Below are 19,556 nucleotides of genomic sequence, written 5' to 3' on the forward strand. Positions count from 1 at the left end.
ACGCCTTGTCCCCTGCTGTCCTGAACTGGCCGTGATCCTGTACGAGCACCTGGACGCGTTCGGCACCGGGTCGGATGGGCGCCTGTTCGTGGCTGAGCGCGGAGGTCGGATCGGCAGCTCTACCTACGGTCGCGTGTGGGCGCAGGCGCGGGAAGCCGTGTTCACTGCCGAGGTAGTCGCCTCACCGCTCGCTCGACGTCCCTATGACCTGCGTCATGCCTGCCTATCCATGTGGCTCAACGCGGGTGTGGAGGCAACGCGGGTGGCCGAATGGGCGGGGAACAGCCTGACGGTCCTCATGCGGGTCTACGCGAAGTGCATCGACGGCGGGGAGCAGACAGCCATGCAACGCGTCCAAGAGGCTCTAGGAGGCCGCTAGGGGCTGGCAACACGCTGCCCATAACTTCGGTACGTCCTCGGTACAGAGGGTCGGATAACGCCGGTTTCAGCCGGACATAGCCGGACACAAACAAGAACGCCCCCGTGGCCTGTTTGCGCAGGTCACGGGGGCGTTTTCCCAGGTGTGGCGGGTGTAGGATTCGAACCTACGTAGGCGTAAGCCGACGGATTTACAGTCCGCTCCCATTGGCCGCTCGGGCAACCCGCCTCGCGCCCGGTGTGCCGGGTGCGAACAAGAGACTACATAACCCCGTGGAGGGGTTCGCAACCGGGATACCCCGGTAACATCGTGGCTCGTCAAAAGCCCATCTACGCGGAGGTACCGAGCACGTGGCAGATCCGTCATTCGACGTGGTGAGCAAGGTCGATCGGCAGGAGGTCGACAACGCGCTCAACCAGGCGGCCAAGGAGCTGGGTACGCGGTTCGACTTCCGGGGGACCGGTACCGAGGTGTCGTGGTCCGGGGAGGAGGCCATCGCGTTCCAGTCGGAGACCGAGGAGCGGTGCCGGGCGGCGATCGACGTCTTCCAGGAGAAGCTGGTGAAGCGCGGCATCTCGATGAAGGCGTTCGAGATCGGCGACCCGTCGATCTCGGGCAAGGTCTACAAGGTGACCGGCACGCTGGTGCAGGGCATCACGTCCGAGAAGGCCAAGGAGATCGCGAAGAAGGTACGCGACGAGGGCCCGAAGGGCGTGCAGGCGCAGATCCAGGGCGACCAGCTGCGGATCTCCGGCAAGAAGAAGGACCACCTCCAGGAGATCATCTCGCTGCTCAAGGGGTCGGACTTCGGGATCGCCCTCCAGTTCACGAACTACCGGTAGCGCCGTGAAGGGCATCGTCCTGGCGGGTGGCAGCGGCACGCGGCTGCACCCGATCACGCAAGCGGTCTCGAAGCAGCTGCTGCCCGTCTACGACAAGCCGATGGTCTACTACCCGATCTCGGTGCTGATGCTCGCCGGGATCCGCGAGATCCTGCTGATCTCCACGCCCAACGACCTGCCGCAGTTCCAGCGGCTGCTGGGTGACGGGTCGCAGTTCGGCCTGCGCATCGAGTACGCCGAGCAGGCCGAGCCGAACGGGCTGGCCGAGGCGTTCGTGATCGGCGCCGACTTCATCGGCGGCGACACGGTGGCGCTGGTCCTGGGCGACAACATCTTCTACGGCCAGGGCTTCTCGCGGATGCTCCAGGAGCAGGTCGCGAAGCTCGACGGGTGCGTGCTGTTCGGCTACCCGGTGAAGGACGCGGAGCGGTACGGCGTCGGCGAGGTCGACGCTGGCGGGACGCTCGTCTCCATCGAGGAGAAGCCCGCGAAGCCCAGGTCGAACAAGGCGATCACCGGCCTGTACTTCTACGACAACCGGGTCGTGTCGATCGCGAGCGCGCTGGAGCCGTCGCCGCGCGGCGAGCTGGAGATCACCGACGTGAACCTCGCCTACCTGGCCGAGGGTCGGGCGAACCTGGTGGACCTGGGCCGCGGCTTCGCGTGGCTGGACACCGGGACGCACGACTCGCTGCTGGAGGCGGGCCAGTTCGTGCAGGTGCTGGAGCACCGGCAGGGCGTGCGGATCGCGTGCCTCGAGGAGATCGCGCTGCGGATGGGGTTCATCACGCCGGACGCCTGCTACCGGCTCGGGTCCGCGCTCGCGAAGTCGGGCTACGGCCAGTACGTGATGAACGTCGCACGCGAGGCGGGCGCGACCGTCTAGCTAGCGGCGGTCTGCCATCTCCTCCAGGCGCCGGATGCGCTCCACCATCGGGGGGTGCGTGGAGAACAGCCTGCTGAGCGACTCGCCCGGCAGGAACGGGCTGGCGATCATGAGGTGCGACTGCGCCACGACGGCCGGTTCCGGCGCCAGGGGTGCCGCCCTGGTGCCGACGTCGAGCTTCCGCAGGGCTGACGCGAGCGCCAGCGGGTCGCCGGTCAGCTCGGCACCGGAGGCGTCCGCCTGGAACTCGCGGGACCGGCTGACGGCCATCTGCACGATGCCCGCGGCGACCGGCCCGAGCACGGCGATCAGCAGCAGCGCGAACGGGTTCGGGCGGTCGTCGTCGCCACCGCCGAAGATGCCCGCGAACAGGGCGATGTTGGCGACCGTGCTGACCACGGACGCGAGGGCGCCAGCGACGCACGAGATCAGGATGTCGCGGTTGTGGACGTGCGACAGCTCGTGGCCGAGGACGGCGCGCAGCTCACGCTCGTCCAGCAGGTCGAGGATGCCCGTGGTGCAGCAGACGGCGGCGGTGCGCGGGTTGCGGCCGGTGGCGAACGCGTTGGGCGCCTGCGTGGGGCTGAGGTAGAGCCTCGGCATGGGCTGCCGCGCGGCCATCGACAGCTCGCGGACGATCCGGTACAGCGCGGGCTGCTCGACCTCCGACACCGGCCGGGCGCGCATGGCCCGCAGCGCGAGCCTGTCGGAGTTGAAGTACGCGTACGCGTTGACGCCCAGCGCCAGCAGCAGGCCGAAGTAGAGCGCCGTGCGACCGAAGAACGAGCTGATCACGAGGATCAGTCCGCTCATCGCGCCGAGCAGCAGCGCGGTCTTCAACCCGTTGTAGTGCTTGTGCACGCTGGTTCGCCTCCGGGTTCACGTCCTCCCCCTCAACGTTCCCGGCCTGCGCGCGGTTCCTGAACCGCCCCGTACCGGACGTGTGGCGGTCGTCTCCGGGGCCGGCTCGGCGGCCTGGTCGAGCGGCGGTGGCGGCGGGACCTCGGCGGCCCACGTGCCCAGCACGTCGCGCTCGTGGACGAGTTCGGCGACCGCGCCCTCGCCGTCGGCGCTGCCCGTGCCGGGGTAGCCGAACTCGGGCGCCCAGTGCAGGGCGTCGAACGGGCAGACCTCGACGCAGATCCCGCAGTAGAGGCACTGGCCGTAGTCGATGGCGAAGCGGTCGAGCACGTTGTGCGCGCGGGGGCGGGCGTGGCCGGGGGTTTCCACGGTCTCGGTGTGCGACTCGATGTGGATGCACCAGTCGGGGCACTCGCGGGCGCAGATCATGCAGACCGTGCAGTTGGACTCCAGCAGCGCGATCACGCCTCGGGTCCGGGGCGGGAGTTCGGCGGTCACTGCTGGTTCTCCTCGTGTCGTGGACCCCAGGTCAACGGATCGGGGACGCCGGGCGGCAACGTGCGGCGACGGCTGGGCGAGGACGTGGAGTCCTCCCCCGGTTCCAGGCTGCCCGGCCACGGTCGCACGACGCGGGCCGCCAGCACGAAGTCCTTGCGCAGCGGGTGGCCGGCGAACGCGTCCGGCAGCAGGAGGCGCGGGGTGGGTCCGGCCAGGTCGATCCCGAACATCTCGGCGGCCTCGCGCTCGTGCCACGCGGCACCCGCCCACAGGCCCGCCACGCTCGGCAGCACCTCGCCCGCGCCGAGTTCGGTGCGCAGCAGCAACCCGGACCTGGTGTCCGGGTGCAGGACGTGCAGCAGGACGGCGTGCCGCACCCCGCTGGCGCCGGGGCGGCCCGCGTCCTCGACGCCGAGCCAGTCGAAGGCGAGGCAGCCGAGGTCGTCGCGGGCGAAGCGCGCCGCCGTGGACCACTGGTCCAGCGGCACGTGCGCGGTGCTCTGGCCGAACGCCGCCTTCACCACGGCTCCGGGGACCTGGGCGGCCAGCTCGGCGGAGGCGGCGCTCACGAGGCGACCAGCCGGTGCAGCGCGACGAGGCCCTCCAGCAGCGCCTCGGGCCGCGGCGGGCAGCCGGGCACGGCGACGTGGACGGGCAGCACCTGGTCGATGCCCTTCGTGACGCTGTAGGAGTCCCAGTACGGGCCGCCGGTGTTGCTGCACGCCCCGACGGACAGCACGTACCGCGGCTCCGGCATCTCCTCGTAGGTGGCGATCACCGCGGGCAGCATCACGTCGGTGACCGTGCCGGACACGACCAGCACGTGCGCCTCTCCCCCGTCGCGGACGGGGTCGACCCCGAGCGCCGTGAGATCGTCGACACCGCGGCCGTCGAAGGCGGCCATGACCTCGACGCCGCAGCACGCGAGCCCGAGGTCCAGCACGGTGATCCGGAAGGTGATACCCCAGTCGAGGCGCAGCCCGCGCTCGGCGAACATGGAAACGGTCACGGTCCGGAAGGCTAATACGTGGGGGCCCGCCAAGCTTGCGCCCGGCGAGCCCCCAACCCCCCTAATCCCCCCACAGGATTGCGACCCGCGAACAAGCGCCGGTCGCGTTGGCAAGTCTCTTACGGAACGTCTATACGTGTCCAGAGAAATGGGACAGAATCTAAGGATTATTTGTAGCCGAACTGTGGTCAGGTTCAGTACAACTGATCGGTAGAACATCTCGCGGCCCCGACGCGACGACCTGAGAGGCCTCCATGTCCAGCTCGGCTCAGCTCCTGCTTCCGGCCGGAAACCAGCTCAGCAGACTCCTGCACTCCCCGAACGCGCTGTTGGACACGACGTTGGACCAGCTCAGGACGTTGCTGGCCGTTCACGAGACCCGTTCCGCGCTCCGGGCCGCGCGGGTGCTCGGCCGTGAGCAGTCGAGCGTGCAGAAGCAGATCGACACGCTGAACCGGAACTTCCGATCGCTGTGCGGCGAACCTCTCGTCGTCAAGCAGGGTCGCGGAAAAGATGTGCTGATCACGCAAACCGGTGAGGCGTTGGTGGAATTGGCGCGCACCACGCTGGGCGATTGGCTCGACTCTATTCACGAGTGCCGCCGAAAGCTCGGCACCACCCTCACCGTCGGCACGACCCGGTTCATGCTCGACTCGCTGGCCAAGGCGTGGCACCACGTGGCGGACGAGTTCAAGGAGCGCGACGTCGAGCTGAAGGTCGTGCACATCCGCACGCGGGACATCTGGTCCAAGCTGGAGAGCAAGCAGGTGGACGTGGTGTGCGGCAGCGTCGTGACGCACGCGGGCCACACCGGGCACCTCGACGAGTTCGACGTCATCGAGTGGCGGCGCGGCGGGCTGGCGCTGCTGACGAACCTGCCGGAGAAGCGCCTCGGCGGCAGCGCGGGCGTCGGCGAACTGCCGCGGCTGCCGCTCGTGGTGCCGGGCGACGGGCTGATCGCCGAGTTCCTGCGCGGCTGGTTCGGGCCGGACTACCGCAACGAGCTGGACATCGCGGCGGAGATCGACGAGATCCAGTACGGCATGTCGCTGCTGCGGTCCGGGCTCGTGCAGGGCTGCATGATCGTCACGTCCGGGTTGGGCGTCGTCGCGGCGAACCAGGAGCTGCGCGAGGGCACCGGGCTGCGGGTCGTGGAGCTGAAGAACGACCGGGAGCCCGTGCTGGAGCGGCTGGTGGGCGTGTTCGCGCGCCGGGAGGAGCGGGCCAAGTTCCCCGAGGACCACCCGTTGAACCTGCTCTGGGCGGCCTTCCAGGCCGAAGCGGGCTGAGCCCCCGGAACGCCGCGAGGGCCGCTCGCCGATGACGAGCGGCCCTCGCGCGGTGCTGAACTACTCGGGCTGAGCCGGGTTGGGGCGCTTGCGCTCAGCTTGCTTGACCAACCACTCCAGGCCGTTCTTCGGCCGCTGCGCCTGGGGCTTCACCTGCTCCTCGGCGGGTTCCTGCACTGGCGACGGACCTTGGGCGTCGAGGTCGTTCACGGGCACGCTCCCTACCTGGTCGACAACAGGTGCCGTCGATCGGAGCATCGAGGGGGTGCTCGACGCTAGACCGATCAGCCCTCTGGGTGAACCCAGACAGATGACCAGAGCAGATCGGGTGTCGGATCGGCGTAGGTTTCCACGCCGCCGCTGGTGCCGGGTCCACGGCGTCCAGCCTCCGCCCCGCCAGGACCGACCGCGGCGCGGCAGGGCTGGCAGGGACGCGCGACGGTCAGCGAGCCGCCACCCGCTCCTCGGCCGTGACGGCCACGACGGCACCGACCACCACGGCGACCACGATCACCGCCGCCGCGGTGAGCGTGAGGGCGTCCGGCTCCAGCAGCGGCTGCCCCCGCTCCGCCTGCCACAGCACGAGCCCGAACAGCGCCCCGTAGCCCACCCCCGCCACGACCACCAGGCGGGTGCGCACGGTCTCGTGGGCCAGCACCGGCACGCGCGCGGCCAGCACCGCCATCAGCAGGACGAGCAGCGGCAGCACCTGGAGGGCGTGCATCCCGACGAAGTGCGGGACGCGCAGGTCACCACCGGTCGTGCTCCAGCCCGTGACCGGCATGACCGGACCGCCGTCCTCCATCCCGACCGTGTGCGCCCCGACGACCCCCTTGAACGTGCCGTCCCGCATCGAGTCGAGCTGCGCCGAGGTCGGCGAGGTCATCAACGCCCCCGTGGCGATGCCGGCCAGCGAGACCACCGCGCCGATCCGCAACGCCCACCGCGTGGCCCGGTCCGCGAACGCCGTCCGCAGCACCAGCACCGTGAGCACCAACGTGCCCGTCCACAGGACCGCGATCGACATCCCCATGACGACGAACACGGTGGAGTCGAACGGCGTCATCACGTTGAAGTGGCTGCCCCGCCCGCGCACCACCTGCATGACGATCAACGCCTGCTCCACGAACAGCACCGCGGCCAGCACCAGCGACACCCGCCGCGCGAGCCGCGCACCCACGCCGAGCAACGAGATGAGCCAGGCCCAGGTGATCCCGTAGACCGCGATCGAGATCGAGAACTTGAGCGGCTTCAACCAGATGGGCGCCCCCGTGAGGACGCGGTCGTCAACGACGAGCCCAACCAGGCTGACCAGCACTACCGGCACCATCGCCCAGGCGGCGACCAGCATCGGCCGGTTCCACCCCGCGGTTCTGGCGGCTACCGCTGACAGAGCTCTCATGACCGTTCCCCCTCAAGATGGATAGCTACACTAGCCATAATGGAATGTAGCACTATCCATTTTGCCGTCAAGGGGGTTCGGACCCCACACCGGAACCCCGCGCTGGGACGGCCCCTTGACCCGCGTGGTTGCCCTAGCGGAGGTCGACGAGATGGCGCGAGCCCCGACCGACCACCGAACGCGAACTGCCGACGACGCCCGACCACCTCGGAGGCCTGCCGCGCGGCGGGCGCATCCTTCGCCCCTTCACGACCTCACCCAGCAAACTCCTGCCGAATTCTCCCCAACCAGTCGAAAACCAGGACCGAACACAGTTCCGACTGCTCAAGAAGAACGCTGTGGCCAGCTCCATCGAGCGATATGAACGACGCCCGCGGGTAGTGCCCGATCCGACTCCAGGAATCGGAAAAACCCACAACGTCGTCCTGCCGACCCGTTATGTGCAGGGTCGGCTGCGAGAAGGGCTCGGGATGCGCGTCTTCGGGTTCGCGATCGAGCGAGTAGCTCTCCGAGATGCGATCCAGGGCGCGTTGATCCGCACCCTCAAGACCGGGCAGGACGTACTGGAGGAACGCTCGCGCACTCTCCACCGATTCCACCACGGCATCCTCCCGGTACTGCTCAAGCGCAGCCCCGAGGACCGGCACGACCTGGGGTTCCCGCCTCAACACCGTCCGGGGCGGCACGGTTCGCCCACCGTGCGCGGCGACGAAGACCCCGGCCACGGTGGCGAGTCCGAGGACCTGCGGACGAAGCTCGTGCGCGACATAACGAGCGATCATCCCGCCGAACGAATTCCCCAGAACGGCGAACGGCTGCTCACCGACACGCGCCCGAACCTCCTCGACCACCGCGTCCGCGACCTCCTGCGAACTGCTCACCGCCCCCACCGGCGTCCCGGTCGCGCCGGGAAGATCGAGGTAGATTCGCCGCCACCGCCCGGAGCGCTCGAACGCCGACTCCAGCGGAAGCAGACTCCGGTGGTCCAAACCGAATCCGTGGAGAAGCACCACCGGGGTCCCGGAACCCGCCTCATGCGCAAACACGGTTCGAGACTATAGGAAGCACCCACAACGTTCGGATCACATTGATCGAGGCACGCCAGCCATAGCCCGTCAACATTCGGGCACGCCAATTCCCACGGAGTACAGGCCCTCCGATGATCACTCATCAGAGGGCCTGCCCGCGCAAGCTCGATCGACGGATCAGCCCCGGCGTTCCGTCGTGCGGAGTTTGGTGATTGACCTCCACGCGGCCTACCTGCGACAACAACCCTCTATCCAGGGTTGGACCACATCTTGTCCCGTCACCAGTCCGAGCTGACGAGACCGCAAGAAGGAGCCGGGGATTGTTGCATACCGGGGGTGCTCTTTTTTAAAAGAAGAGTCACGATCGGATGACGGATCCGAAGGGGTAGCACTAAGGACGCCAGCAGCCAGCGCCGTCAACCCCGTGGCTGCCATGAAAGCTGCCTGCCAAATCGTCACGGTCCCAGCTAGACCAGCGGCTACCTGAGACATGCCAGACCCTGCGAGGAGGATCCCCGCACCGATTGGTCGCAGGCGCATCGCCATGCCATTAAGTCTGCACGCATCGCGCCCCTATCAACAGAGGGGCGTCGCGCCATCTCGTCGACCTGGCCCCGCCCCAACCGCGCGGGTCAAGGGGGCTCATCCCTCCATGCCGGACACGTGCGCTGGGTCTGCCCCCTTGACGCGTGTGGTTGCCCTCGTGGAGGTCGACGGGATGGCGCGATCCCGGTCCCACCGCCGAACGCGAGCTGTCGACGGCTTCGACCATCTCGGAGACCTGCCGTCCGGCGAGGACATGTCCTTCTTCGTTTGCGGACCCTGTGGGGTCGGTCGGCCGCTGCCCCGTCCGGCCGGGTTAGACCCTGCTGGACGGGATCAGCAGGGTGCGGCCGAGCGGCCCCGCAGGGGCCGTCTTGACCAAGTAGAGAAAAGTCCTCACCGCGTACGCCTGAGCAGCGCAGTTCCGTCACCGACGCGTGGGACAGGGCTCGGAAGATCGGCCTGAGCCCGGCGCAGTACGACTCCCCCTTGGGTGCCGACCCCTACGACCTCCGGCACGCCGCCGTGTCGACGTGACTCACCGCCGGTGTCCCCGCGGCTGAGGTCGCCGAACGCGCGGGCCACACGGTCAAGGTCTACGCCCGATGCCTCGACGGCCAGCGCGGGGCCTCGAACAGCAAGATCGATGAGACCTTGGACGGCTAGACGGTAGAGTTTCCTTGCAGGTCAACAGGCCCCCGGTGATCACTCGCCGGGGGCCTGTTCTGTCCCGCGCCTGTCCCGCAGAGCCCGACAATCACTGCCCTTCGCTGCCGGACAGTGACGGACCCCTGGTGACATTCGAACTCTGATCTTCGCTGCTAGCAGGCACTTTCAGGCCCGTCACCAGCACTTCAGAACATCCACTCAGAGTGACGAGTCAGCCCCGGAGTTCCATCGTGCAGCACTTCGGACCGCCGCCGGACTTCCTCAGCTCCGAGATGTCGACCAGCACGGGCTCGAAGCCGCGCGACCTCACCTGTTCCGCCAGGTCCGTCGCCTCGACCGGTAGGAACACGTGGCGGCCGTCCGAGACCGCGTTGATGCCCAGGCAGGCCGCGTCCGCCGCCGTCGCGATGATCGCGTCGGGGAACAGGCGGCGGAGGACCCGTTGAGAGCCCTCGGAGAACGCGTCGGGGTAGTAGGCGACCAGCGGGGTCGCGGACTGGTCGTCCAGGACGACCAGGGCCACGTCGAGGTGGTAGTAGCGGGGGTCCACGAGCTGCAACGAGACGACCGGGACGCCGAGGACCTCCTGGGCCTCGGCGTGGGCGGCCGGGTCGGTGCGGAAGCCGGTTCCGGCGAGCAGGAGGGTGCCGGTCCAGGCGAAGTCGCCCTCCGCCTCGTTCGTGCGCTCCGGCATGACGACGTGGCGGTAGCCGTTGTCGAGGAACCAGCGGCGGAAGTGGTCGGCCTCGGCGGCGCGCTGCTCGGCGCGGAACCTGGAGCCCAGCACGCGGCCGTCGACGACGGTGCCGGAGTTGGCGGCGAAGACCATGTCCGGCAGGCCGACCCGGGGCTCGATGACCTCGACGCGGTGCCCGGCGGCCTCGTAGGCGTCCTTCAACGCGGTCCACTGGGCCATGGCGAGGTCGGTGCTGGTCGGCTGGGTCGGGTCCATCCACGGGTTGATCGAGTACTCGACCGTGAAGTACTCGGGCGGGCACATCAGGTACCTGCGGGTGGTCGGTACGCGCAGGGGCGCGGCGGGCGCGCCTAGGTCCAGTACCAGCGGCTCGTCGCCGGGGCCCAGAATGGATACCGAGGTCATGGATCGAAATGTAGATGGCCGGCTGACCCTCGATCAACGCCACAATATTGCGTCTTTTAGGGCACTATGTTGCGTGTGGATACCATCGACCATCGAATCATTTCGTGCCTCATGGCCAACGCACGATCGAGTTACGCGGACATCGGGAACGTCGTGGGCCTGTCGGCGCCCGCGGTGAAGCGGCGCGTGGACAAGCTGCTCGACACGGGTGTGCTGCGCGGTTTCACGGCGGTGGTGGACCCGGAGCAGCTGGGGTGGGGCACCGAGGCGTTCGTGGAGGTGCACTGCCGGGGCAACGTGTCGCCCAGCGACATCCAGAACCGCCTCGAACCGATGGCGGAGGTGATGGCGGCCTACACGGTGTCCGGCGCGGCCGACGCGATCGTGCACCTGCGGGCGGCGAACATCCACCACCTGGAGTCGGCGCTGGAGCGGCTGCGGGCGGTGGAGATCATCGACCGGACGGTGTCGACGGTGGTGCTGTCCCGGCTGCTCGACCGTCCACCGGCCCCGTGAGCGCGGCCCGCTCCGTAGAGTCGGGGCATGGCTGAGGTTTCGCTGGAGCGCTCCGACCGCGTCGCGGTGATCACCGTCCGGGACCCCGAGCGGCGGAACGCGCTGACGCTGGAGCTGTCCGACCAGCTGGCCGACGCCGTCGCGACGTGCGAGCGGGACCCCGAGGTGCACGCGGTCGTGGTGACGGGGGCCGATCCCGCGTTCTGCGCGGGAGCGGACCTGACGGCGCTGGGCGAGGCCAAGGAGGAGGGGCTGCGGCGGATCTACGCGGGCTTCCTGGCCATGGCGGGCTGCTCGCTGCCGACGATCGCGGCCGTCAACGGCGCGGCGGTCGGGGCGGGTCTCAACCTGGCCCTGGCCTGCGACGTCCGGATCGCCGGGCCGAAGGCGCGGTTCGACGCGCGGTTCCTGCAACTCGGCATCCACCCCGGTGGCGGGATGACGTGGATGCTGCAACGCCTGGTGGGGCCGCAGACCGCCACGGCGATGACGCTGTTCGGGCAGGTCGTGGACGCAGACGAGGCCGTGCGGACCGGGCTCGCCCACTCGAGGTCGGACGGCGACGTGGTCGCCGCCGCGCGCGACCTGGCCAGAGCCGCCGCGGACGGGCCCAGGGAGCTGGTCCGGACCATCAAGGCGTCGATGCGGACGACGGCGGTGCTCGACGACCACGCCGAGGCCGTGACCACCGAACTCGGCCCCCAGGTCGTGTCGATCGAGTCACCGGAGTTCGCCGCGAGGCTGGCCGCGCTGAAGAGCAGGATCAGCGGTCGCCCCTAAATTCGCCTGTTACCACCAGTACCTGTTACCGGCGGTACGCCAATCGGGCGTACCTGCTGTGACCTGCACCGCCTTTGACCTCGGGCGGGTGCCGCCGTGCCTACCGTCGAAAGCACCGGCGGTCCACCGGGTGAGTCAGGGGTTCCCGCCCAGTGGTACGCGGGCGACCGTTGCCTTAACACAAACGACTACCCTCGCAACTGCACATGTGATGCGGGACAACAGTTCGGCCTGTCCACGAAGAGAGGGATCGGCGTAGGAGATGACTACCGACCTGGGTAACGGCGCTGCGCCTGGAGCCCCCGAAACACGCAAGCTGGATCGAGTGGTGATCCGGTTCGCCGGGGACTCCGGTGACGGCATGCAGCTCACCGGTGACCGCTTCACCTCCGAGGCCGCCGCCTTCGGCAACGACCTGGCGACACAGCCGAACTTCCCCGCCGAGATCCGGGCACCCCAAGGCACCCTGCCCGGCGTGTCGTCGTTCCAGCTGCACTTCGCGGACTACGACATCCTCACCCCCGGCGACCGCCCCGACGTGCTCGTGGCGATGAACCCGGCGGCGCTCAAGGCGAACATCAGGGACCTGCCCAAGGGCGGGATCCTGATCGTCAACACCGACGAGTTCAACAAGCGCAACCTGACCAAGGTCGGGTACGCCGCGAACCCGCTGGAGGACGACTCGCTGGCGGACTTCCAGGTGCACGAGGTCGCGATGGCGACCATCACCATCGGCGCGCTGGAGGAGACCGGGCTCGGCAAGAAGGACGCCGAGCGCGCGAAGAACATGTTCGCGCTGGGTCTGCTGTCGTGGATGTACCACCGGCCGACCGAGGGCACGGAGCGGTTCCTGCGCGAGAAGTTCGCGAAGAAGCCGGACATCGCCGAGGCCAACGTCCTGGCGTTCCGCGCGGGCTACTACTACGGCGAGACGACCGAGTCGTTCGCGGTGACCTACGAGGTCGCCCCCGCCAAGCTGAACACCGGCACCTACCGCCAGATCACCGGCAACACGGCGCTGGCGTACGGCCTGGTCGCGGCGGGGCAGCAGGCGAGGCTGCCGATCGTGCTCGGCACGTACCCGATCACGCCCGCGTCGGACATCCTGCACGAGCTGAGCAAGCACAAGAACTTCGGCATCACGACGTTGCAGGCCGAGGACGAGATCGCGGGCATCGGCGCGGCGCTCGGGGCCTCCTACGGCGGCGCGCTCGGCGTGACGTCGACGTCCGGTCCCGGTGTGGCGCTGAAGTCGGAGACCATCGGCCTCGCGGTGATGACGGAACTGCCGCTGCTGATCATCGACGTGCAGCGCGGCGGCCCGTCGACGGGTCTGCCGACCAAGACCGAGCAGGCCGACCTGCTCCAGGCCATGTTCGGCCGCAACGGCGAGTCCCCGGTGCCGATCGTGGCGCCGCAGTCGCCGTCCGACTGCTTCGACGCCGCGATGGACGCGGTGCGGATCGCGCTCACCTACCGCACGCCGGTGCTGCTGCTGTCCGACGGCGCGATCGCGAACGGCTCCGAGCCGTGGCTGATCCCGGACGTCGACGAGCTGCCCGACCTGTCGGTCGAGTTCGCGACCGAGCCCAACGCGACCGACGGCTCCGGCGAGTTCTGGCCGTACGTGCGCGACCCCGAGACGCTGGCCCGCCCGTGGGCGATCCCCGGCACCCCCGGTCTCCAGCACCGCATCGGCGGGCTGGAGAAGGCCGAGAACACCGGCAACATCTCCTACGAGCCGGAGAACCACGACCGGATGGTGCGGCTGCGCCAGGCGAAGGTCGACGGCATCGAGGTGCCGGACGCGGTCGTGGACGACCCGACCGGCGACGCCAAGGTGCTCGTGGTCGGCTGGGGTTCGTCGTACGGCCCGATCGGCGCCGCGGCCCGCCGCGTGCGCAAGCTCGGACTGCCCGTGGCGCACGTGCACCTGAGGCACCTCAACCCGTTCCCGAAGAACCTGGGTGACGTGCTCTCCCGCTACGACAAGGTGATCGCGCCGGAAATGAACCTCGGCCAGCTCGCGTTGCTCCTGAGGGCGAAGTACCTCGTGGACGTGCAGAGCTACACCAAGGTGCAGGGCCTGCCGTTCAAGGCCGAGGAACTCCAGGACGTGCTCGCCGACGTGATCAAGGGGGTTGGAGCGTGACAGCGATCGACCTGGGCCTGCCCGCGCTGGGCGGCCTCGACGGGGTTCCCACGACCGACGAACCGCAGAAGGCCAAGGACTACAAGTCGGACCAGGAGGTCCGCTGGTGTCCCGGCTGCGGCGACTACATCGTGCTGAACGCGGTGCAGTCGTTCCTGCCGACCCTCGGCCTCAAGCGCGAGAACATCGTGTTCGTGTCCGGCATCGGCTGCTCCAGCCGGTTCCCGTACTACATGAACACCTACGGGATGCACTCGATCCACGGCCGCGCCCCGGCCATCGCGACGGGTCTCGCCGTCGCCCGACCAGACCTTTCGGTGTGGGTCGTGACCGGTGACGGCGACGCGCTGTCCATCGGCGGCAACCACCTGATCCACACGCTGCGGCGCAACGTGAACCTCAAGATCCTGCTGTTCAACAACCGGATCTACGGCCTGACGAAGGGGCAGTACTCCCCCACGTCGGAGACCGGCAAGATCACCAAGTCGACGCCCGCGGGTTCGCTGGACAACCCGTTCAACCCGGTGTCGCTGGCGCTGGGCGCGGAGGCCACGTTCGTCGGCCGGGCGCTGGACTCGGACAAGAAGGGCCTCACCGAGGTGCTGCGGCAGGCCGCCGAGCACCGCGGTTCGGCCCTGGTCGAGATCTACCAGAACTGCCCGATCTTCAACGACGGCGCGTTCGACGTGCTCAAGGACGCCGACGACGCCAAGCGGCGGATCATCAACCTGGAGCACGGCAAGCCGATCACGTTCGGCCTCGAGGCCGAGTACGGCGTCGTGCGGTCCGGGTTCGCGGGCCTGGAGGTCGCGAAGGTCTCCGAGGTCGGGATGGAGAACGTGGTCGTGCACGACGCCACGCTCGACGACCCGTCCTACGCGTTCGCGCTGTCCCGGCTGTCGACGCAGGACCTCTCGCACACCGTCACGGGCGTGTTCCGCAACGTCAAGCGGACCACGTACGACGACGCCGCGCGCGACCAGGTCGAGCAGGCGAAGTCGGCCAAGAAGGCGGACCTGGCGGCGCTGCTGCGCGGCAAGGACACCTGGACCGTGCTGGGCGACTGAGGCGGCACGACGCGCGAGGGCCCCTCCACCGCGGTGGAGGGGCCCTCGCGCGTCCGGGCTACTGCGCCGGGCGGAAGCCCGCCTTCTGCGCGTCGGCCTCGGTGCGGAACCACACGTCGGCCCTGGTGTCGTTGAAGCTGGTGGTGCCGGGCCGGAAGTAGCGGCGGCCGCTCAGGGTCGCCTTCACCTCGAAGTCCGCGGCGGGCGCGTGGCCGTCCGACTTGGGCAGCACCGACCCCGGCCCGAACGGCGAGCGCGGGTTGAAGCCCTCCGGCTGCTGGTACCTCGGCGCGGCGGGCGGCGGGTTCTCGCTGCGACCGCCCGTGGAGGGGCTGAAACCGACCGGACGGGGCCGCAGGGGCTTCGGCGGGGGCGGTGGCGGGGAAACCGGCTGGGGCGGGCCCAGCAGCGGCGGGGACGTCATGGGCGGCGGGCCGCCCGCCGGGCGCTGCGGACGCTGCGGGAGGCCGTTGGAGCCCCGAGCCAGCAGCTCCGGTGCCAGGGTCGGCACGAACGGCTGGTCGTCCGTCGGCGGCAGCTGCCGGACGGTCTCGGCGGGCTCCGGGTCGTCGTCCGACTCGTCCACGATGGGCTCGAACAGCGACCTGGGGCGTTCGGCGGCCGGTTGTGCCGGAGCCGACTTCGACGGCTTCGCCGCGGGCTTGGGCTCAGGCTCGGGCTCCACCGGCTGGGGGGCGAAGAAGTTCGCGGCCGCGGGGCGCTTCTCGACGGCGGGCAGCTCGACGGGGGGCAGCTTGGCCGGGAAGAACTCGGTCGTCTCGGCCGGGTGCGGCTCGGCGGCGGGCTCGGCGGGTGCGGGCGAGGCCGGGGACTCCGGCTCCGCCGCAGCGGGCTCGGGCTCGGACACCGGGGCACGGTCAGCAGGGGACCCGGTGTCGACGACCGTGGTGTCGACGACCTCGGGTTCGGCGTCGCGGGTCGGGACGGCACCGGAGCCCGCGCCACCGGCCTGGGCGGCGCGGAACTCGGCCCCGCGCGCCTCGGCGTCCCGCTGCGCGGCGGCGGCCTCGGAACTCCGCTGCGCCGCGACGGTCTCGGGATTCCGCTGCGCGGCGGCGGGGGCCTCGGAGGCGGCGACCGTCAGCTCGTCCGGGTCGTCCCGGCGGTAGTCGGGGTCGTCCGGCTCGACGCCGAGCTGACCCTTGCTGGAGGCGATGTCGTCCGAGACGATCGGGAACTGGCCGGTGAGGCTGTGCTCGGGCCACGGCTGGCGTTCGGCCTCCCGCTCGGCGTCCGCGGCGTCGATGGCCCGCTGGACCTCGCCCGCGGGGATCACCGAGGTCTCCTCGGCGGCCGTCTCGGCGGGCACGGTGCGCTCGGCGGGAACGGCGTCGTCGGCGGCGAAGTCCTCCTCGCGGTCGTCCAGCAGCTCGTCCTCGTGCTCGGACTCGGCGGGCTGGTCGGCCTCGGGCTGCTCCTCTTCCTCCTCGTCGCGCCACACCTCGCGCGGGTGCCACTCCTCGACCTCCGGCGGAGCGGTCGGCTCCTCCACCGGCGGCGCGATGTCCGGGGCGGCGGGCGGCAGGTAGCGGGTGCGGTCCGCCGGGACCTCGGGCACCTCGGGCTGCTCGTCCAGGTCCTCGCGGCGGAAGACCGCGGGCTCCTCGGCCGGGTTCAGCGGCACGGGCTCGGCCTGGACCTCGTCCTCGGGGGTGAGCCGCTGGAACAGGCTGCGCGGCTTCTCCTCCTCGGGCACCTCGACGGGCTCGACGACGCGGGTCGGCTCGGCGTTCTCCGGGATGCGGGTGAGCGCCGGGGGCAGCTCGTCGTAGCCGTGGTCCGGCTCCGGCTCGGGTTCCGGCTCCACCGGCTTGCCGAACGCGCTCGCCGGGACGAACGCCGCCACGTCGTTGTTCGACTGCTCGGGGGCGTGGAACGAGGGCTCGGGCTGGCGCGGCGGCTCGACCAGGCGCTGCGGCTCCAGCGGACGGGGCGGCTCCGCGGGGCGCGGCGGCTCGTAGGCCTGGGGCGCCTCGTAGGGCCGCTGCGGCTCCTGGGCGGGGCTCTGCGGCCACACCTGGTCCGGCACGGGCGGCGGCACCGCGAGCAGCGGGTCGGCGTTCGCGCGGGCACCCACGTGCCAGTCGTCGAACTCCTCGTCGCGCATCGGCGAGGACACCGGAGAGGGCGGGGTCTGCGGTTGCGGTTTCGCGGGTCCCGCGGAGGCGCCGAGCCTGTTCGCCTCCAACTCGGCCAGCCGCTGCCTGGCCGGTCGGACCTGCACCAGCCAGGTCACCAGCACACCGGCCACGAAGGACAGCAGGCTCCACAGCCAGACCTGCCCGAAGAGCGACACCACTGGAAGTTCCTCCAACTGGCAAGTCCAAATACGCCCCGACGCGCTCCGCGCGCCAGGCTGTTCACCCGGTAGTGGAAGCGGTGCCAAACTACCCTGACGCCGTGGTCAGTCGCGGTCGGCCGTCCCCTGGCGAACGGATGGGACGATAGTAGGCCACTCGACGCAACTGACCAGGTCAAAGCGATCCGCGTCGCGGCGTAGAGTGCGCTGAGTGCCTTCTTTGACCAACCCCGCCACCACTTCGGTGGAAGTTCACCGCCCCGATCGGGGTATTGCCTACGGGGTGGGCGCGTACGGACTCTGGGGTGTCGTCCCCGCGTACTGGCCCCTCCTGCTCCCCGCCGGTTCGGTCGAGACGCTGGCCCACCGGGTCGCGTGGTCGCTCGTCGTGATGGTCGGCACCACCCTGGTGCTCGGCCAGTGGGGCGCGCTCCGCCGCCTGTCCGCCAAGGGCTGGCTGATGGTCGCGGTCGCCTCCGTGCTGATCGCGATCAACTGGGGCGTCTACATCTACGCCGTGAACAGCTCCCACGTCGTCGAGGCCTCGCTCGGCTACTTCATCAACCCGCTGGTCAGCGTCGTGCTGGGCGTGCTGGTGCTGCGTGAACGGCTGCGGCTGCCGCAGGTCGCCGCCCTGGGCATCGCCGTGGTGGCGGTGGTCGTGCTGGCCGTCGACTACGGCTCGCTGCCCCTGCTCTCGCTGACGCTGGCCTGCTCGTTCGGCGTGTACGGGCTGATCAAGAAGACCGTCCCGCTGGACTCCACCACGAGCCTGACCGGCGAGAGCATCGTGCTGGCCCCGCTCGCCATCGGCTACCTGGTCTGGCTGGGCGTCACCGGCGCGGGCACGTTCACGTCGCACGGGATCGGTCACGCGCTGCTGCTGGCCTCGGCCGGTGTCGTCACGGCCGTGCCGCTGATGTTGTTCGGCGCGGCGGCGCGCAAGGTACCGCTGAGCACCCTGGGGATGCTCCAGTACCTGACGCCGGTGCTCCAGTTCTGCTGGGGCGTGTTCGTGATGCACGAGGCCATGACGCCGGTCCGCTGGCTCGGCTTCGGCCTGGTCTGGGTCGCGCTGCTGGTGTTCACGCTCGACGCGGCCCGCGCGGGGCACCGGGCGCGCCGCGCGGCGGTCGACCCCGCTCCCGAGTGCCGCTAGGACCCCGGGGTCCCAGCGGCCGTCACGGGATCAGTGCGAACGGGCGACGACGTACTCGCTGAGCGACTCCAGCGCGTCGCGGGCCGGGCAGGCGGGGAGCTTGCCCAGCGCGGCGCGGGCCTCGTCGGCGTACTCGTCCAACGTCGTGCGGGCCCTCGCCAGGCCGGACGACACGCGCAGCAGGGCGAGAGCCTCCTCGACCTCGGCGTCGTCGGTGATGGGGCCCGCCAGAAGCCTGCCGAGCCTGGTGCTCCCGGCACCCGGCTCCGCCAGCGCGTACAGCATCGGGAGCGTCTTCACGCCCTCGCGGAGGTCCGTGCCGGGCGTCTTGCCCGACTCCTCCGTCGGCGACGCGATGTCGATGACGTCGTCGGAGATCTGGAACGCCGCCCCGATGACGTCGCCGTACACGCGCAGCGCGTCGGTCTGCTCCTCGGCCATCTCGGAGAACATCGCGCCGAAGCGCGCCGCGGTCGAGATCAACGACCCCGTCTTCTCCTTGATGGTCTTGAGGTAGTGCTCGACGGGGTCCTCGCCCTCGCGGGGCCCCATCGTCTCGCGCATCTGACCGGTGACCAGCTCGGAGAACGTCTCCGCGATGATCCGCGCCGCCGCCGTGCCCAGGTCGGCGGTGAGGGCCGACGCGTGCGCGAACAGGTAGTCGCCGGTCAGGATGGCGATGCTGTTGTCCCACTTGGCGTTGGCGCTGACCGCGCCCCGCCTCATGGTCGCCTCGTCCATCACGTCGTCGTGGTAGAGCGTCGCGAGGTGCGTCAGCTCGACGACCGCGGCCGCCTTGATGACGTTCTCCCGGTCCCACGTTCCGGTGAACTGGGCGGCGAGCAGGGTGAACAGCGGGCGAATCCGCTTGCCGCCCGCGTCCACGAGGTGCAGGGACGTCTCCATCACCGGGTGGAAGTCGCTCTGCACCACTTTCCGCAGAAGTTCTTCCACCTCGGCGAGGCCGTCCTGCACCACCTCCGCCAGCACAGGGTCGACGAACTGGAACCCTGTCCCCACCTGCTCGCTACTGGTCACCCTTGAAGCCTACGTA

At 69.9% G+C, this 19,556-nt stretch carries 18 protein-coding genes, 1 tRNA gene and 1 pseudogene; 9 read left to right on the top strand and 11 right to left on the bottom strand.

The genetic code is table 11. The features are described from left to right. Positions 1-379 (top strand): annotated as a pseudogene (locus VFZ92_RS35295) (integrase); the annotation flags it as partial. A gap of 145 nt (positions 380-524) precedes the next feature. Here VFZ92_RS35295 and VFZ92_RS35300 read toward each other — a convergent pair. Next, positions 525-607 (bottom strand) — tRNA-Tyr (locus VFZ92_RS35300). Between the two features lie 122 nt (positions 608-729). Between VFZ92_RS35300 and VFZ92_RS35305 the strand changes: the two genes are divergently transcribed. Together VFZ92_RS35305 and rfbA are read left to right on the top strand one after the other, a co-directional pair. Then, the gene (locus VFZ92_RS35305) at positions 730-1,221 is read left to right on the top strand and encodes a YajQ family cyclic di-GMP-binding protein (RefSeq protein ID WP_259627862.1); all 492 of its coding nucleotides are present in this window, start codon (positions 730-732) and stop codon (positions 1,219-1,221) included. A 4-nt stretch (positions 1,222-1,225) separates the two neighbouring features. Then, positions 1,226-2,107, top strand: coding sequence for a glucose-1-phosphate thymidylyltransferase RfbA (gene rfbA, locus VFZ92_RS35310; RefSeq protein WP_330881120.1), 882 nt, complete (start codon positions 1,226-1,228; stop codon positions 2,105-2,107). On the opposite strand, the gene htpX is transcribed toward rfbA, so the two are convergent. From htpX to VFZ92_RS35330, 4 genes are read right to left on the bottom strand one after another with little or no spacing between them, the layout of a single operon-like run. Next, positions 2,108-2,968 carry a zinc metalloprotease HtpX gene (gene htpX / locus VFZ92_RS35315; RefSeq protein WP_330881122.1) on the bottom strand — a complete coding sequence of 287 codons (861 nt, stop codon included), beginning with the start codon at positions 2,966-2,968 and terminating at the stop codon, positions 2,108-2,110. 18 nt (positions 2,969-2,986) lie between these two features. Beyond that, positions 2,987-3,466 (bottom strand): 4Fe-4S binding protein, encoded by a 480-nt coding sequence (locus tag VFZ92_RS35320; protein ID WP_330881125.1) that lies wholly within the window; start codon positions 3,464-3,466, stop codon positions 2,987-2,989. After that, positions 3,463-4,035, bottom strand: coding sequence for an NADH-quinone oxidoreductase subunit C (locus VFZ92_RS35325; RefSeq protein ID WP_330881127.1), 573 nt, complete (start codon positions 4,033-4,035; stop codon positions 3,463-3,465). The genes VFZ92_RS35320 and VFZ92_RS35325 overlap by 4 nt, the downstream gene beginning before the upstream one ends. Continuing rightward, positions 4,032-4,475: an NADH-quinone oxidoreductase subunit NuoB gene (locus VFZ92_RS35330; protein ID WP_330881129.1), complete on the bottom strand. Its 444-nt coding sequence runs from the start codon at positions 4,473-4,475 to the stop codon at positions 4,032-4,034. Before VFZ92_RS35330 ends, VFZ92_RS35325 begins: the two co-directional genes overlap by 4 nt. A 254-nt stretch (positions 4,476-4,729) precedes the next feature. Between VFZ92_RS35330 and VFZ92_RS35335 the strand changes: the two genes are divergently transcribed. Next, positions 4,730-5,764, top strand: a complete 1,035-nt coding sequence (locus VFZ92_RS35335) for a LysR family transcriptional regulator (RefSeq protein ID WP_330881131.1) — start codon at positions 4,730-4,732, stop codon at positions 5,762-5,764. Positions 5,765-5,824: 60 nt separating this feature from the next. Here the strand turns inward: VFZ92_RS35335 and VFZ92_RS35340 are convergent, their stop codons facing one another. The 4 genes from VFZ92_RS35340 to ddaH form a co-directional block, all read right to left on the bottom strand. After that, positions 5,825-5,974, bottom strand: coding sequence for a hypothetical protein (locus tag VFZ92_RS35340; protein WP_330881133.1), 150 nt, complete (start codon positions 5,972-5,974; stop codon positions 5,825-5,827). A gap of 232 nt (positions 5,975-6,206) precedes the next feature. Next, positions 6,207-7,166, bottom strand: a complete 960-nt coding sequence (locus VFZ92_RS35345; RefSeq protein WP_330881135.1) for a hypothetical protein — start codon at positions 7,164-7,166, stop codon at positions 6,207-6,209. 254 nt (positions 7,167-7,420) lie between these two features. After that, positions 7,421-8,212, bottom strand: coding sequence for an alpha/beta hydrolase (locus tag VFZ92_RS35350; protein ID WP_330881137.1), 792 nt, complete (start codon positions 8,210-8,212; stop codon positions 7,421-7,423). A gap of 1,405 nt (positions 8,213-9,617) precedes the next feature. Next, positions 9,618-10,508, bottom strand: a complete 891-nt coding sequence (gene ddaH / locus VFZ92_RS35355) for a dimethylargininase (protein ID WP_333783780.1) — start codon at positions 10,506-10,508, stop codon at positions 9,618-9,620. Between the two features lie 75 nt (positions 10,509-10,583). Between ddaH and VFZ92_RS35360 the strand changes: the two genes are divergently transcribed. The 4 genes from VFZ92_RS35360 to VFZ92_RS35375 all read left to right on the top strand — a co-directional run bounded on the left by VFZ92_RS35360 (position 10,584) and on the right by VFZ92_RS35375 (position 15,023). Next, on the top strand, positions 10,584-11,024 hold the full coding sequence (locus VFZ92_RS35360; RefSeq protein WP_330881139.1) for an Lrp/AsnC family transcriptional regulator: 441 nt from the start codon (positions 10,584-10,586) through the stop codon (positions 11,022-11,024). 27 nt (positions 11,025-11,051) lie between these two features. Continuing rightward, positions 11,052-11,804, top strand: a complete 753-nt coding sequence (locus tag VFZ92_RS35365; RefSeq protein WP_330881141.1) for an enoyl-CoA hydratase — start codon at positions 11,052-11,054, stop codon at positions 11,802-11,804. A gap of 262 nt (positions 11,805-12,066) precedes the next feature. Further along, the gene (locus VFZ92_RS35370) at positions 12,067-13,956 is read left to right on the top strand and encodes a 2-oxoacid:acceptor oxidoreductase subunit alpha (protein ID WP_330881144.1); all 1,890 of its coding nucleotides are present in this window, start codon (positions 12,067-12,069) and stop codon (positions 13,954-13,956) included. Next, complete coding sequence (locus VFZ92_RS35375; protein WP_330881146.1) at positions 13,953-15,023, top strand: 2-oxoacid:ferredoxin oxidoreductase subunit beta; 1,071 nt, start codon at positions 13,953-13,955, stop codon at positions 15,021-15,023. The genes VFZ92_RS35370 and VFZ92_RS35375 overlap by 4 nt, the downstream gene beginning before the upstream one ends. A 58-nt stretch (positions 15,024-15,081) precedes the next feature. Here VFZ92_RS35375 and VFZ92_RS35380 read toward each other — a convergent pair whose 3' ends face one another. Then, a complete protein-coding gene (locus VFZ92_RS35380; protein ID WP_330881148.1) occupies positions 15,082-17,343 on the bottom strand; it encodes a hypothetical protein in 2,262 nt (753 codons plus the stop codon). 244 nt (positions 17,344-17,587) lie between these two features. Between VFZ92_RS35380 and rarD the strand changes: the two genes are divergently transcribed. Further along, complete coding sequence (rarD, locus tag VFZ92_RS35385) at positions 17,588-18,502, top strand: EamA family transporter RarD (RefSeq protein ID WP_330881261.1); 915 nt, start codon at positions 17,588-17,590, stop codon at positions 18,500-18,502. Between the two features lie 30 nt (positions 18,503-18,532). On the opposite strand, the gene VFZ92_RS35390 is transcribed toward rarD, so the two are convergent. After that, positions 18,533-19,540, bottom strand: a complete 1,008-nt coding sequence (locus VFZ92_RS35390) for a polyprenyl synthetase family protein (RefSeq protein ID WP_414720101.1) — start codon at positions 19,538-19,540, stop codon at positions 18,533-18,535. Positions 19,541-19,556: the final 16 nt, after the last annotated feature.

It is taken from the genome of Umezawaea sp. (assembly GCF_036375055.1).
In the GTDB taxonomy this organism is placed as follows: Bacteria; Actinomycetota; Actinomycetes; order Mycobacteriales; family Pseudonocardiaceae; genus Umezawaea.